A 14,461-nucleotide genomic window follows, 5' to 3' on the forward strand; every position below is an offset into this window, starting at 1 on the left:
CAAAGCAGAAACGCTGGGAATTTGCACCCGCATGTGTCCCCAAGGGCTATTTTAGAGCCGTTTGGCGACAGGCGATCCGCTTCATTGACTCGGCAGCGCTCGCTCGTACCAGACGCGGCTCTTGTTTACCGTCCGGACGAGCCAGAGCATGACCGGCACCTCGATAAGTACGCCCACGACGGTCGCCAGCGCCGCTCCCGAATTGAAGCCATAGAGCACGATGGCAACGGCTACCGCCAGCTCGAAGAAATTGGACGCGCCGATCATCGCCGACGGGCCAGCGATGTCATGACGCACCTTCAACTGTCGATTGAGCCAGTAACCCAGCGCGGCGATCAGAAGGGTCTGCAGCAGGATCGGCACGGCCAACATGGCGATCACCAGCGGCTGTTCGACAATCGCCTCGCCCTGGAAAGAGAACAACAGGACCAGCGTCGCCAACAGCGCGATGATCGAGAACGGCTGGATACGGGCCAGCACCGCCTGAAAATGATCCTCGCCAACCATGCGCAAGCGGTGGCGGATGAACTGAGCGATGGTCAGCGGAATGACGATGTACATCACCACCGAAAGGATCAGGGTGTCCCACGGCACGGGAATCGAAGAAACGCCCAGCAGCAGCGCCACGATCGGGGCGAAGGCGAACACCATCACCACATCGTTCACCGCTACCTGGGTCAGGGTGAAGTTGGCATTGCCGTTACACAGGTTGCTCCAGACGAACACCATCGCGGTGCAAGGCGCAGCGCCCAGCAGTATCAGCCCTGCCACATAGCTGTCGATCTGGTCAGCCGGCAGCCAGCCCGCGAAGACGTGCCGCAGAAACAACCAGGCTAGAAAAGCCATGGTGAAGGGTTTGATAGCCCAGTTGACGATCAGGGTGACTCCCATGCCCGCACGGTGCGCGAAGACCTCGTGCAGAGCGCCGAAATCGATCTTCATCAACATCGGGATGATCATCACCCAGATCAGCAAGCCCACCGGGATGTTCACCTTCGCCAGCTCCATGGCCCCGACGGCCTGGGCGGCCTGCGGTGCAAAGAGGCCGATGAGCGTACCGGCGATGATGCAGAGAAAGACCCAAAGGGTCAGGTAGCGCTCGAAGAATCCGATTGGTGCGCCGGCGACTTTCTTGCCGAGGGTTTCGCATTGAGACATGGAGCTTCTCTTGCTTCACTTGAGCTTCGGTTAGTGGGAGCTGACGGCGGACTCGGACAACATCTGGTCGATCTGCTCGACGGCGCTGCGTGCATAACGGGTCACCCCGATCAGGGTGGCTGACGCAGGCCCGGTCCAGTCGCCGTAGCCCATGAGCCAGAGATTGGGCTGTTTCACGGATCGGGTTCCGTCTACCTTCACCCTGCCATCCGGTTCGATCACGCCGAGGCTATCGAGGTGCGCCAGTGCCGGTTTGAACCCCGTACACCAGATCACCACGTCTACCGCTTCGAACTGTCCGTCCGCCCATTCGACGCCGTTTTCCGTGAAGCGCTTGAATGGCCGCCGGGCATGCAGAACACCCCGCGCGCGCGCATCTTTCACTGAATCCACCATCACGATTTCGCCTAAACCGCCGGCCGGCTGCTCGACGCTCCGGCCTTCCTGCTGCGCTTTCCAGCGCGCTGTCGCGCGTTCGAACAGGACACGGCCATCAACATCATCCGCCAGGAATGCCGGCTCCTTTTCAGTCACCCAGATCGTTTCAGCGGCTTTCGATAGCTCAGCAAGGATCTGCGCGCCGGAATTGCCGCCGCCGACAACCAGCACACGTTTGCCGGCGAACGGCGTTGCGTTCACGTAGTGTGCCGAGTGCAGCTGAATACCCAGAAACGCCTCTCGGCCCGGGACCTCTGGCAGATAGGGCTGCCCCCAGGTGCCCGTGGCGCTGACCAGCGCACGGCAGCGCCACGCCTGGCCCCCGGCTTTGACTTCGAGCTGATCGTCAATCGCGGTAACCGAGCTGACATGCACCGGGCGCACGATGGGAAGCTGGTACCGCTGCTCGTAACGCACCAGGTAGTCGATTACGTCCATGCGGGTTGGCGTATGGCTTTGCGCTATAGGCATCGGCCACCCGGCAATCGAGCTCCAGGCAGCTGGGGAAAATAGCTTGAGCGACTTCCACGCATGCAGCCAGGCACCGCCTGCTCCTGTCTGATCGTCGAGTATCAGGAAGGAGCGCTTCGTGCGCCTCAGAAAATAGGCAGTCGCCAGAGCTGACTGGCCGCCACCTATGATGATCACGTCCGGGCTGCTCAAGGCTGCATCATCCGTCGTCATCAGACCGGCCTCATATATGACTTAATACAGATATTTATACAGTTCGCTGGATGAATGACATGGGCATCCACCCGTTTAGCAGGGGTTTTGCCGGATAGTATTCGCTTTACAGCATATATGCTAATCAATATATTCAGCCACTCTCGCAGAGGCTGACATGATCGAACACCTGACACCCGATACCGTTTTCAAATGCCTGTCCGATGAAACCCGGGCGCGCATGACCCTGCTTATCGCCCGCGAAGGGGAGCTGTGCGTTTGCGAGCTGACCACTGCGCTCGAGCAAAGCCAACCCAAGGTATCGCGGCATCTTTCACAGCTGCGAAGCTGCGCGATTCTCGAGGATCGGCGTCAGGGGCAGTGGGTGTATTACCGACTGCACCCGCATCTGCCGGACTGGGTGCATGACATGCTCACGCTCGTACTGGCGGCCAACAAACGATGGTTGAGTCCAGACGCCGAACGGCTTGAGCGCATGCGTGACCGACCCGGACGCACGTCGGCCTGTGGTTGAGAGGGGTGATCGATGCGCGCCCACTGCGCCCTGACAAACGCACTTGCGACTGAGCCTAACGCCCTGCTTTGGAACGGTTTGAGACCGGGCCTGATTCGAAGCAAACACTGCGGCGCCTGATCTGAGGTAAGACATGAACGAAACCCTACCGAATATTGACCCTGCCCTTCTCGACCTACCGAGCCTGGACAAGCTTTCACTGCCTGACGATCTGGAGCACAAGCCGCGCATCCTGCTGCTATACGGCTCCAACCGCGAACGTTCATTCAGCCGCCTCATGAGTCAGGAAGCCGCGCGGTTGCTTGAAGCGCTCGGCTGCGAGACCAGGATCTTCGATCCATCTGGGCTGCCGCTGCCAGACGATGCTCCTGAGAGCCACCCAAAGGTCCAGGAATTACGTGACCTGGTCATCTGGTCCGAAGGCCAGGTGTGGTGCTCGCCGGAACGGCACGGCTCGATGAGCGCCGTATTCAAAGCCCAGATCGACTGGATACCGCTGAGCATGGGCGCGGTGCGGCCGACCCAGGGCAAGACACTGGCGGTGATGCAGGTATGTGGCGGCTCGCAATCGTTCAACGCCGTCAACCAGATGCGCGTGCTTGGTCGTTGGATGCGGATGGTGACGATACCCAACCAGTCTTCGGTGCCCAAAGCGTTTCTGGAATTCGATGACGCTGGACGGATGAAGCCTTCGGCCTTCTACGACCGCGTCGTGGATGTGATGGAGGAATTGGTCAAGTTCACCCTGTTGATTCGCGGTCGTGGCAGCTATCTGGTCGATCGCTACTCGGAACGCAAGGAATCGGCCGAGGCACTGTCGGCACGGGTCAACCAGCGCTCGATCTGAACCAGGAGTTATGACCATGCCGCACCCGTACGACGTCCTCGACATCCCACAACGTCCTGGCCACCTGATATTCACACCATGCCCGGGCACCAGAGACGCGAGCCTGAGCGAGGCACTGGCCACACTTAAAGATGCCGGCGCGAATGCCCTCATCACCTTGATGCCGGACGCCGAACTGGCCGCGAATGACGCCTCAGACCTCTCCGCAGTTTGCAGCGAGCTTGGTCTTGAGTGGCTGCATCTACCGATCGCTGATGAGCACGTGCCGCTAGCTGACTTCGATGCGGCCTGGGCCCGTCACCGCGAAGAGATCGCCGCCCTGCTCGATTCGAACGCCACGCTGGCCATCCACTGCAAAGGCGGCTCCGGGCGAACAGGGCTGATTGCAGCCCGCATCCTTATCGAACTGGGTGTCGAGCGCGAGACCGCCGTGCGCAACGTCCAGGCGCTTCGGCCCAAAGCTCTCCAGCATCCGGCTCATGCTGGATGGCTCGCTCAATTCGGCGGTTGAGGCTTCATGCTCAAAACCTTTGGCTTGTTCGCCCTGACGGCTCTGGCCGAAATCGTGGGTTGCTATCTGCCCTATCTATGGCTCAGGCAAGGCAAAAGCATCTGGCTGCTGGTGCCTGCGGCGGCATCGCTGATGCTCTTTGCCTGGCTGCTTTCACTGCACCCCACCTCAGCAGGACGGGTGTACGCAGCGTACGGAGGCGTCTACATCGGCGCCGCCATTATCTGGCTCTGGCTAGTCGACGGCATTCGCCCTACCGGCTGGGATCTGCTGGGTTCAGCAGTCGCCCTGGTTGGCATGGCCATCATCATGTTCGCGCCGCGGGGCGCATGATTCAGGGGATCAAACTATGGCGATCAAGGTAGGCATCAATGGCTTCGGCCGAATCGGGCGGTTGGCGTTGCGCGCGGCCTGGGGCTGGCCCGAGATCGAGTTCATCCGGATCAACGATCCGGCGGGTGACGCAGCCACCCACGCGCATCTGCTGAACTTCGATTCGGTACACGGCCGCTGGAGTCATGAAGCAAGCAGCGATGGCGATTGCATGGTAATCGAAGGCAAACGAATTCAGGTCACCGCGAACAAGGCCATCGCCGACACCGACTGGTCGGACTGCGATCTGGTTATCGAAGCAAGCGGCAAGATGAAGACCGTAGCGGTGCTGCAGGGCTATCTGGACCAGGGGGTTAAACGCGTAGTCGTCAGCGCGCCCGTCAAGGAAGCGGGGGCGCTAAATGTCGTCATGGGCGTCAACGATGGTCTTTTCGACCCGGCGCAGCACCGCATCGTCACCGCGGCCTCGTGCACGACCAATTGCCTGGCGCCGGTGGTCAGGGTGATCCATGGAAAGCTTGGCATCCGCCACGGTTCGATTACCACCATTCATGACCTGACCAACACCCAAAGCATCCTCGATCAGCCGCACAAGGATCTGCGCCGTGCCCGCGCCTCCGGCATGAGCCTGATTCCGACCACCACAGGCTCGGCCACTGCGATCGCTGAGATATTTCCCGAGCTGCGCGGCAAGCTCAACGGGCATGCGGTGCGCGTCCCGCTGGCCAATGCCTCGTTGACCGATTGCGTGTTCGAGGTAGAACGCGCGACCTCCGTCGAGGAGGTCAACCAGCTGCTGAAAGCCGCTGCGAGCGAAGGTCCGCTCAAGGGCATTCTCGGATACGAAGAGCGACCACTGGTTTCCATCGATTACCGAACCGACCCGCGCTCCTCGATCATCGATGCGCTGTCGACCATGGTCGTCAACGGTACCCAAGTAAAACTCTACGCCTGGTACGACAACGAGTGGGGTTACGCCAACCGCACTGTTGAGCTGGCGCGAAAGGTCGGCCTGTCAGGCTGATTCGCCGCTTGCGCTGCCAGTGGCGCGTCCCTCGCGCCGCTGGTGGAGACACTTGCGAGCTCGCTGCTTCCTGACCGTTGCCGCTTCTGCACTTGCGTTGTTCTGACCTGACAGCACCATTACTACGGACCCGACCATGCACGCCCTCTCCTGCCTCGCCCCGGAAGTCCGCCAGTACCTGGTGGTGACCGCCAACTACTGGGCCTTCACTCTCACCGATGGCGCGTTGCGCATGTTGGTGGTGCTGCACTTTCACCAGTTGGGCTACTCGCCGCTGCAGATCGCGATGCTGTTTCTCTTCTACGAGATTTTCGGTGTGGTGACCAATCTCGTTGGCGGCTGGCTCGGTGCGCGGCTGGGCCTGAACCGCACCATGAATATCGGCCTCGCACTGCAAGTCGTGGCGTTGTTGCTGCTCACCGTTCCCAGTGCCTGGCTGGTGGTCCCGTGGGTGATGGCAGCCCAGGCGCTGTCCGGCATCGCCAAGGACCTCAACAAGATGAGCGCCAAAAGCTCGATTAAGTTGCTGGTTCCGCCCGGTGCCCAGGGCACGCTTTACAAATGGGTAGCGCTGCTGACCGGATCGAAGAACGCGCTCAAGGGTGTCGGCTTCTTTCTGGGCGGCGTTCTGCTGGTATGGCTGGAATTTCGCGGCGCAGTTCTGGCCATGGCAACGGTGCTGGCCCTGGTCTGGATTGCGAGTCTGATGCTGCTCAAGAAGGATCTTGGCAAGGCCAAAGCGAAGCCGAAGTTCAAGGACATTCTTTCCAAGAGCCGGGCGATCAACATTCTCTCCGCCGCCAGGTTGTTTCTGTTCGGCGCGCGGGATGTCTGGTTCGTGGTTGCGCTCCCGGTTTACCTGGCGAGCACCTTTGGTTGGGACCACTGGCGTGTGGGTGGTTTTCTCGCGGCATGGGTCATCGGCTACGGCATCGTGCAGTCTTTCGCTCCGCATTTCACCGGGCGTAAAGGGGGGCAAGTGCCGGACGGCCGAGCGGCGCTGATATGGGCGTTGCTTCTGGCCGGGTTGCCTGCGGCCATTGCGTTGGGCTTGGACACGCAGCTCTCCCCGCAATGGGTCTTGCTGGGCGGGCTGATGGTATTCGGCGTGATGTTCGCCGTGAACTCTTCGCTGCACAGCTATCTGATCGTCTCTTATGCCAAGGAAGACGGCGTTTCCCTCGATGTGGGGTTCTACTACATGTCCAACGCCATGGGCCGGTTGCTTGGCACCGTGCTGTCTGGCTGGATTTTTCAGGCCTATGGGCTCCAGGCCTGCCTCTGGGTATCCAGCGCCTTCGTTCTGCTTGCGGCGGTCATCTCCTTTGGCTTACCCCGCCATCGCACTGCCACTGACGTCTAGGCCAAGACGAATAGCTCCAGCGTTCGTTTAAGCCACCGCTAAGGGTTATGCTCCATCAACACTCCAGCTGCGGAGCTGGTTGCACACCAATGATCAGTCGATGCAAGCACGCTCACGCGTGGCTCCGGGCGGCAGGCCTTATATCCGCTAGGCCGGCCTCCCGAACGCTCCGCTGGCAACCCGCATTCAACCGTTTCTAGGAGTAGCCTTGCCATGCACGCCACGCTTCCACTCCTGAACAGCCTGGATTTTCCGCCGATCCGCAGAGCGGCTCTCGAGGCGCTGCAGGTCAACCTCACCTATCGCTGCAATCAGCGCTGTTTGCACTGCCATGTGAACGCAGGCCCAACACGCACGGAGGCGATGACCGATGAAAGCCTTGGCCTCCTGCACCAGGTGATCGATGCGCATCCAGTTCACACTCTGGACCTCACGGGTGGCGCACCCGAAATGCATCCGCGATTTCGGGAGATCGTCGCCCACGCGCGTCGCGAAGGGCTGCGGGTCATCGACCGCTGCAACCTGACCATTCTGAGCGAGCCGGGTTATGAAAATCTGGCGCAGTTTCTGGCTGATCAGGGCGTCGAGGTCAGCGCCTCCCTGCCCTGCTACTCGCGGGAGAACGTCGACAAGCAGCGAGGCGACGGTGTGTTCGAAGCCAGCATTGCAGGCCTCAAAAAGCTCAATGAGCTGGGTTATGGCACTGAGGGCAGCGGCCTGATCCTGAATCTTGTCTTCAACCCGCAGGGCGCCAGCCTGCCGCCGCCTCAAGCTCGGCTCGAGGCCGATTACAAGGCACATCTCGCCGAAGATTTCGGCGTTTCGTTCAATCACTTGCTGACCATCACCAACCAACCCATTGCCCGCTTTGGCAGCACCCTGGTGAGCAAGGGGCAATTCGGCGATTACATGCAGCTGCTGCGCGACAGTTATCGCCCGGAGAATCTCGACGCCGTGATGTGCCGCAGCCTTGTCAGCGTCGACTGGCAGGGATTTCTCTATGACTGCGACTTCAACCAGATGCTCGAGCTGCCCATGGCGACAACGGGGCTGATTGGCCGCGACCGTCCTCACCTGCGCGACCTGCTGCGTACTGCAACGCTGGAAGGCAACCCCATCGTTACCCGTGACCATTGCTACGCCTGCACCGCCGGGCAAGGCTCGAGCTGCGGTGGCAGCCTGAACGAACAAGGATAGGTTTCTGCATGGAGTCCAGCAGCTGGATGGGTCTGTTCTTTTGGGGCTTTCTTGTCATCTATGGCGTCGCCATGCTGGCCTTGTCTCCACGCTCGGTCACGCTGGGCGGTTTTTTCGAAGGCCAGGATCGGCAAGGTCGCACCGTCGCGCCCTGGCTGCTGACCTCCAGCATTTTCATCAGCTGGATCTTCGCCAAGTCGGTGACCAACGCGGCGAACCTCGGCGCAAGCTATGGGCTGGTCGGCGGACTCGCCTATGCCACGTATTGGTTGTCGATACCGCTGACAGGTTTCGCCATCTACCGCTTGCGGCGACGCTTCGCAGCCAAGGGGCTGGTGAGCTTCCTGTCGAGCCATTACGGGCACGCCGCAGCGCTGGCCTTCACCGCTGCGATCCTGATCCGCCTGTTCAACGAGGTGTGGAGCAACACGGCCGTGGTGGGCGGCTACTACGGCGCTTCCGGCAGCACCGAGTTCATTGGCGCTGCCCTGCTGTTCACGCTCGTTACGCTTGGCTACAGCTTGCGTGGCGGCCTGCGCAGCTCGATCCTGACCGATGCCGCGCAAATGGCGATCTTCGTCGTTGCGCTGGTTTGGGTGTTGGGCCTGGTATTGCCACAGCATTCAGCGGCCGAACTGGCGAGCACCAGTCATTGGTCGCTCGATGCCGGGGTCGATCTGTTGCTGGTCGCCGGATTGCAGGCGCTCAGCTACGGCTTCCATGATCCGGTCCTGACTGACCGCGGCTTCATCAGTGAAGAGCGCGCCATGCGCCGTGCATTTCTATTGGCCGGCGTTCTGGGCTTTATCGCCATCCTCGCATTCAGCCTGATCGGTGTACATGCACAGCTGACCGGGCTCGCGGCGTCAGACAACGTGCCAGCTGCGCTGGCAAAAACCATGGGCATCGGCGCACTGATGGTCATGACCGTCGTGATGGTATCGGCCGCCGGTTCGACGCTGGATTCCACCTTTTCAAGCCTTGCCAAACTGGTGGGCCGGGAGCTGCCACTGCTCGCCGGCCGCGATCTCGGCTCGCGTGCAATCGGCCTGGGCATGGGTGCGATGGTGCTGTTCGCGCTGCTTGGCAATTTGCCGATGATCGCCGGCACCGACATTCTCAAAGCCACGACCATCAGCGGAACCATGGTCATCGGGCTCGCGCCGGTGTTCCTGCTTCATGGCCTGACGCAACCGACGCGTCTTGGCTTTCATTTGAGTTTCTGGACCGGCCTCGCGCTGGGAATCGCCCTGACACTGGACTGGATCCCCCAAGCCTGGGCCATCGGCGACGGCAAATATGCCCTGCTGCTGGGCACCAACCTGTACGGCTTGCTGCTCTGCACGCTCGGCTATCTGTTGCCTGGCTATTTTCTGCAGGCCAGCCAGCAGGCACGACGTTGATGCACATGAGGTGCTGCCTCGCCTTTTCTGCGCTGCATCGACCACCTTGGAGTTACAGGGATGAATAGCCGCAAGATTGCGCTGCTGGTTCTGTTGCTGGTGTTGCTGGCTGGCTTCTTCGTGTTCGACATCGGTCAGTACCTCGATCTCGATGCACTCAAGGCGCAGCAGGCCGCGCTCGATGCCAAGGTGAACGCGCAACCGTGGATCGCCGCTGGCATCTTCTTCAGCCTTTACGTACTGGTCACCACCCTTTCCCTGCCCGGCGCGGCGTTGATGACGCTCGCGGGCGGCGCGCTGTTCGGCCTGCTCGTCGGCACCGTGGTCGTATCCCTGGCCTCAACCCTTGGCGCCACCTTGGGCATGCTGCTTAGCCGCTATCTGCTGCGCGATTGGGTGCAGACGCGCTTCGGTCAGCGTCTGGCGAAGATCAACCAGGGCGTGGAGCGCGAAGGCGCAAGCTATCTGTTCGCCTTGCGCCTGGTGCCGGTATTTCCCTTCTTCCTGATCAACCTGGCAATGGGCCTGACTACGCTGCCCGTGCGCACGTTCTGGTGGGTCAGTCAGCTGGGCATGCTGCCGGGTACGCTGGTGTATGTGAATGCCGGGCGCGAGTTGGCGCAACTGGACTCGCTGAGCGGCATCCTGTCGCCAGGTCTGATAGGCGCGTTCGTGTTACTGGGTTTGCTACCGATCGTTTCGCGCAAAATCCTGTACTGGTTCGAAGCCCGCAAGGTGTATGCGGGGTGGGAAAAACCAGGACGCTTCGACCGTAACCTCGTGGTGATCGGCGCCGGTTCCGGCGGCCTGGTCAGCGCCTATATCGCAGCGGCGGTGAAAGCCAAGGTCACTTTGATCGAGAAGCACAAGATGGGCGGCGATTGCCTGAACACGGGCTGCGTGCCGTCCAAGGCACTGATCCGCTCGGCCAAGCTGGCCCATGACCTCAAGCATGCCGAGCGTCTTGGGCTACGGCCGGTCGGCGGTGACGTGGATTTCGCCGCAGTGATGACGCGCATACAGCGCGTGATCGCAACCATAGAGCCACATGATTCAGTCGAGCGCTACACCCGTCTCGGCGTCGAAGTGATCGACGGCGAAGCGCGCATCACATCGCCCTGGACGGTTGAGGTCAATGGCCAGCGTCTCACCACTCGCGCCATCGTCATTGCAACCGGAGCTCGCCCGACGGTGCCTGACATCCCCGGCATCGACCAGGTGGCCCCGCTTACGTCGGACACGGTGTGGGCATTGCGCGAGCAACCCAAGCGTCTGCTGGTATTGGGCGGCGGCCCGATCGGTTGCGAACTGGCACAGGCCTTCCAGCGCCTAGGTTCAGCAGTCACGCTGATACAACGTAATGAGCGGCTGCTGCCCCGCGAGGACGATGAGGCCAGCGCGGCTGTGCTGGCGGGCATGCGTGCGGATGGCGTTGATGTGCGCTTGCGACACAACGCCGAGCGCTTCGAGGTAGTCGATGGTCAGAGGCGCCTAATCTATACCGATCTGGCGAACGACGTTGAAGCGACCATTAGCTTCGATCAGGTGCTGCTGGCGCTCGGCCGCACTGCCAACATCAAGGGTTTCGGTGCCGAGGAGCTGGGCCTAAATGTGCGGAGCAACGGCACCCTTGGCTGCGACGAGTATCTGGCAACACGCTTCCCTAACATTCTGGTGGTCGGCGATGTAACCGGTCCATTTCAGTTCACCCACGTTTCCGCGCATCAGGCATGGTATGGCGCAGTCAACGGACTGTTCGACGGGTTCAAACGATTCAAAGTGGATTATCGGGTAATCCCCTGGGCGACCTTCACCGACCCGGAAGTCGCCCATGTCGGCCTGAACGAACGCGAAGCCAAGGCGCAGGGGATCGCCTATGAAGTGACCTGCTTCGCCATGGATGAGCTGGATCGTGCCATCGCCGACGGCACACCAAGCGGCTATATCAAGGTACTGACGGTCCGCGGCAAGGACAGCATCCTCGGCGCCACTATAGTTGGCGAGCATGCGGGCGACCTGATAACCGAATACGTGTCGGCGATGAAACACGGGTTGGGCTTGAACAAGATTCTCGGCACTATCCACATCTACCCTACCCTGGCCGAAGCCAACAAATATGCTGCCGGCGCCTGGAAACGCGCCCATGCACCCGCGCGTTTATTGGGTTGGGTAGCGCGGTTTCATCGGTGGCGGCTAGGCTAAAGCCGCCAATCGAATGCGCCAATCCTGGAAGAGCCCGCAGACGGGCATAAACTTGAATCGACCGAGCAGACGATGAGCGCAGAACAGATGCCGTCAAAACATCCCACGCTGGTGCTGGTCTGCAAACGTCCCGCACTTGGGCACGGCAAGCAACGATTGGCAGCCCGGGTCGGCGCAGCGGCAGCTCTGCGAATTGCCGAGCAACTGTTCGATTGCTCGCTCGAAGACATTCATGACTGGCCAGGCCCGGTCGTGATTGCGCCCGATCAATCCGATGCCTGCGGCTGGGCGCACCTCCACGCGCCTCAGGCGATGTGTCTGGCTCAATCAAGCGGCAACCTCGGTGTGCGCTTGAATGCTCTGGATCGCGAATTGCGCGACGCTGGTCATCGAGCCCTGGTATTCATCGGCAGCGATGCGCCGGCTCTGACGCCCATCGACTACCAACGCGTATGCACAGCGCTGATAACCGATGACACCGTGCTGATCGGCGCACGTGACGGCGGCGTGACGCTGATGGCCTCCAACCGACCGTGGCCGGATCTCACGGAGCTACCCTGGAGTTCAGAGCGGCTCGGTGAGGCCCTTGCTGAGATCTGTCGCAATGAGGGCCATGTAGTGAGGTACTGCGGGAAATCCTTCGATATAGATGAGTTGGCCGATCTCGCTTACGCAAGGCAGCAGCTTGCCGACGACATTCGTCCTGCCCGCCGCGCCCTGCTGGCATCGCTCGATACGCTGGGTATCCAGCCGTTATGACGGCGGCATGCAGAGTCAGCGTGATCATTCCCTGCTGGAAGGATGAGCTTCATCTTGAGCGCCTGCTCGCGCAGCTGCGCCAGGCCTCAACCGAGGACGTGGCGGCGATGCAGATCATCGTGGTCGACGCGGCGTCCACTGAGGCTTGTCATCTGTTGTGCCAGCGATTCGGCGCGCATTGGTTGCCCGCGACACCTTCGCGTGGTGATCAACTGCGTCAAGGCGCTGCGCTGGCCGAACATGATGTGTTCTGGTTTCTTCACGCGGACGCACACCTGGAACTCAATCCGCTGGCCAAAATTCGAGCTGCCATCGAGGGCGGCGCCATTGGCGGCTATTTCGCCTTTCGCTTCATCGACACGAATAGCTGGCAGGGCCGTTTGCTGGAGCGGCTGGTGGCGTGGCGCAATCGGTTTGGCGTGCCCTACGGAGATCAAGGCATCTTCGTCAGGCGCGACGCCTACTTCAATGCCGGGCAGCACGCGGCGTGGCCGCTGTTCGAAGAAGTACCGCTGGTCAAAGGGCTGCGCAAGCGAGGGGAGTTTTGCTGCCTTGAGAGCGGATTACGCGTCAGTGCGCGTCGCTGGCAACGGGACGGCTGGTGGCGGCGTTCGCTACGCAATCGCCTGCTGGCGCTGGGCTTCATGCTCAAGGTTTCGCCATTCAGACTGGCAAAGCTCTACAGCGGGCCGGCAGTTCGGCGGAGCGGGAAGCAAAGGTCCAAATCCAACGACGACACCTGACAAGGCCGCCGTATAACCGCTATTCACATTGCAGAAGGGTGATGGGCTCAGGGCTCCAAGTCAGTTACCCGATGGCATCACGTTCGCCAGCGGCGGGCGCTGAAGACCCACCGCCGACTAAGCCCCCTTATTCAGCAGTGCTCAGCACGCCACGTTTGATCTGGTCGCGTTCGATGGATTCGAACAGCGCTTTGAAGTTGCCTTCCCCGAACCCGCTGTCACCCTTGCGCTGAATGAACTCGAAGAACACCGGCCCCAGCAGCGTGCCGGAGAAGATCTGCAGCAGCAGCCTCTGTTCGCCGTCTTCCAGAGCACCGTCCAACAGAATCCCGCGGGACTTCAACTCTTCCACCGGCTCACCATGACCCGGCAGCCGCCCTTCCAGCATTTCATAGTAGGTTTCCGGCGGCGCGGTCATGAACACCGTGCCACTGGCCTTCAGCTTGTCCCAGGTTTCGATCAGGTTGTCGGTAAGGAAGGCGACATGCTGGATTCCTTCGCCATTGAACTGCATGAGGAACTCCTCGATCTGGCCAGCGCCTTTCGATGACTCCTCATTGAGCGGGATGCGGATCATGCCGTCCGGCGCGGTCATGGCCTTTGAGGTCAACCCGGTGTATTCACCTTTGATGTCGAAGTAGCGGATCTCACGGAAGTTGAAGAGCTTCTCGTAGAAGTCGGCCCAATAAGCCATGCGCCCGCGATACACGTTGTGAGTGAGGTGGTCGATGATCTTGAGTCCAGCGCCGACGGGATGGCGATCGACACCTTCGAGAAACACGAAGTCGATGTCGTAGATCGAGCTGCCTTCACCAAAGCGGTCGATCAGGTACAGCGGTGCACCGCCGATGCCTTTGATGGCCGGCAACCGCAACTCCATCGGCCCGGTGGGCAGTTCGATAGCCTGGGCACCGAGCTCCAGCGCGCGCGAATAGGCTTTCTGAGCATCCATTACACGAAACGCCATGCCACACACGGAAGGCCCGTGCTCGGCTGCAAAATAGGCCGGCAGGCCTTTGGCCTCGCGATTGACGATGGCGTTGATCTCGCCCTGGCGATACAGCGCGACGTCTTTGGAACGGTGGTTGGCTACATGGGAGAAGCCCATGCTTTCCAGGACGGGTTCGATGACATTCGGTGTGGGCGAGGCAAATTCGATGAACTCGAAGCCCATGAGGCCCATTGGGTTTTCAAACAGGTCGGCCATGAGTGGCTCCTTGGAATAACGGTACGTAGACGAGTTGGCGGATACAGAAGCTCAACTCGGCGGCGCACAGGAAATCCC

14 protein-coding genes are annotated in these 14,461 nt (G+C 60.8%); 11 read left to right on the forward strand and 3 right to left on the reverse strand.

The window, feature by feature from the left end:
* Positions 1-81: 81 nt before the first annotated feature.
* Together arsB and EA797_RS04010 are read right to left on the reverse strand one after the other, a co-directional pair.
* Positions 82-1,158 carry an ACR3 family arsenite efflux transporter gene (gene arsB / locus EA797_RS04005; RefSeq protein WP_122163867.1) on the reverse strand — a complete coding sequence of 359 codons (1,077 nt, stop codon included), beginning with the start codon at positions 1,156-1,158 and terminating at the stop codon, positions 82-84.
* A gap of 30 nt (positions 1,159-1,188) precedes the next feature.
* Positions 1,189-2,280, reverse strand: coding sequence for an ArsO family NAD(P)H-dependent flavin-containing monooxygenase (locus tag EA797_RS04010; protein WP_122163868.1), 1,092 nt, complete (start codon positions 2,278-2,280; stop codon positions 1,189-1,191).
* 157 nt (positions 2,281-2,437) lie between these two features.
* Between EA797_RS04010 and EA797_RS04015 the strand changes: the two genes are divergently transcribed.
* From EA797_RS04015 to EA797_RS04065, 11 genes are all read left to right on the forward strand, one after another.
* Positions 2,438-2,794 (forward strand): metalloregulator ArsR/SmtB family transcription factor, encoded by a 357-nt coding sequence (locus EA797_RS04015; protein WP_122163869.1) that lies wholly within the window; start codon positions 2,438-2,440, stop codon positions 2,792-2,794.
* A 133-nt stretch (positions 2,795-2,927) separates the two neighbouring features.
* Entirely contained in the window at positions 2,928-3,641 is a 714-nt protein-coding gene (gene arsH, locus EA797_RS04020; protein WP_122163870.1) for an arsenical resistance protein ArsH, read from the forward strand.
* Between the two features lie 16 nt (positions 3,642-3,657).
* Positions 3,658-4,152 carry a phosphatase domain-containing putative toxin gene (locus EA797_RS04025; protein WP_122163871.1) on the forward strand — a complete coding sequence of 165 codons (495 nt, stop codon included), beginning with the start codon at positions 3,658-3,660 and terminating at the stop codon, positions 4,150-4,152.
* A 6-nt stretch (positions 4,153-4,158) separates the two neighbouring features.
* Positions 4,159-4,485 (forward strand): YnfA family protein, encoded by a 327-nt coding sequence (locus EA797_RS04030; RefSeq protein ID WP_122163872.1) that lies wholly within the window; start codon positions 4,159-4,161, stop codon positions 4,483-4,485.
* A gap of 16 nt (positions 4,486-4,501) precedes the next feature.
* Positions 4,502-5,509, forward strand: a complete 1,008-nt coding sequence (locus EA797_RS04035; RefSeq protein ID WP_122163873.1) for an ArsJ-associated glyceraldehyde-3-phosphate dehydrogenase — start codon at positions 4,502-4,504, stop codon at positions 5,507-5,509.
* Positions 5,510-5,645: 136 nt separating this feature from the next.
* On the forward strand, positions 5,646-6,872 hold the full coding sequence (gene arsJ / locus EA797_RS04040; protein WP_122163874.1) for an organoarsenical effux MFS transporter ArsJ: 1,227 nt from the start codon (positions 5,646-5,648) through the stop codon (positions 6,870-6,872).
* Between the two features lie 213 nt (positions 6,873-7,085).
* Positions 7,086-8,069 (forward strand): arsenosugar biosynthesis radical SAM (seleno)protein ArsS, encoded by a 984-nt coding sequence (gene arsS, locus EA797_RS04045; protein WP_122163875.1) that lies wholly within the window; start codon positions 7,086-7,088, stop codon positions 8,067-8,069.
* An 8-nt stretch (positions 8,070-8,077) separates the two neighbouring features.
* Positions 8,078-9,472: an SLC5/6 family protein gene (locus EA797_RS04050; RefSeq protein ID WP_122163876.1), complete on the forward strand. Its 1,395-nt coding sequence runs from the start codon at positions 8,078-8,080 to the stop codon at positions 9,470-9,472.
* Positions 9,473-9,532: 60 nt separating this feature from the next.
* Positions 9,533-11,674, forward strand: coding sequence for an FAD-dependent oxidoreductase (locus EA797_RS04055; RefSeq protein ID WP_122163877.1), 2,142 nt, complete (start codon positions 9,533-9,535; stop codon positions 11,672-11,674).
* Between the two features lie 72 nt (positions 11,675-11,746).
* Positions 11,747-12,433, forward strand: coding sequence for a TIGR04282 family arsenosugar biosynthesis glycosyltransferase (locus EA797_RS04060; RefSeq protein ID WP_208644405.1), 687 nt, complete (start codon positions 11,747-11,749; stop codon positions 12,431-12,433).
* Between the two features lie 20 nt (positions 12,434-12,453).
* A complete protein-coding gene (locus EA797_RS04065; RefSeq protein WP_208644406.1) occupies positions 12,454-13,176 on the forward strand; it encodes a glycosyltransferase in 723 nt (240 codons plus the stop codon).
* 127 nt (positions 13,177-13,303) lie between these two features.
* Here the strand turns inward: EA797_RS04065 and hppD are convergent, their stop codons facing one another.
* The gene (gene hppD, locus EA797_RS04070; protein ID WP_122163879.1) at positions 13,304-14,383 is read right to left on the reverse strand and encodes a 4-hydroxyphenylpyruvate dioxygenase; all 1,080 of its coding nucleotides are present in this window, start codon (positions 14,381-14,383) and stop codon (positions 13,304-13,306) included.
* Positions 14,384-14,461 lie beyond the last annotated feature (78 nt).

It is taken from the genome of Stutzerimonas zhaodongensis, from assembly GCF_003696365.1.
Taxonomy (GTDB): domain Bacteria; phylum Pseudomonadota; class Gammaproteobacteria; order Pseudomonadales; family Pseudomonadaceae; genus Stutzerimonas; species Stutzerimonas zhaodongensis.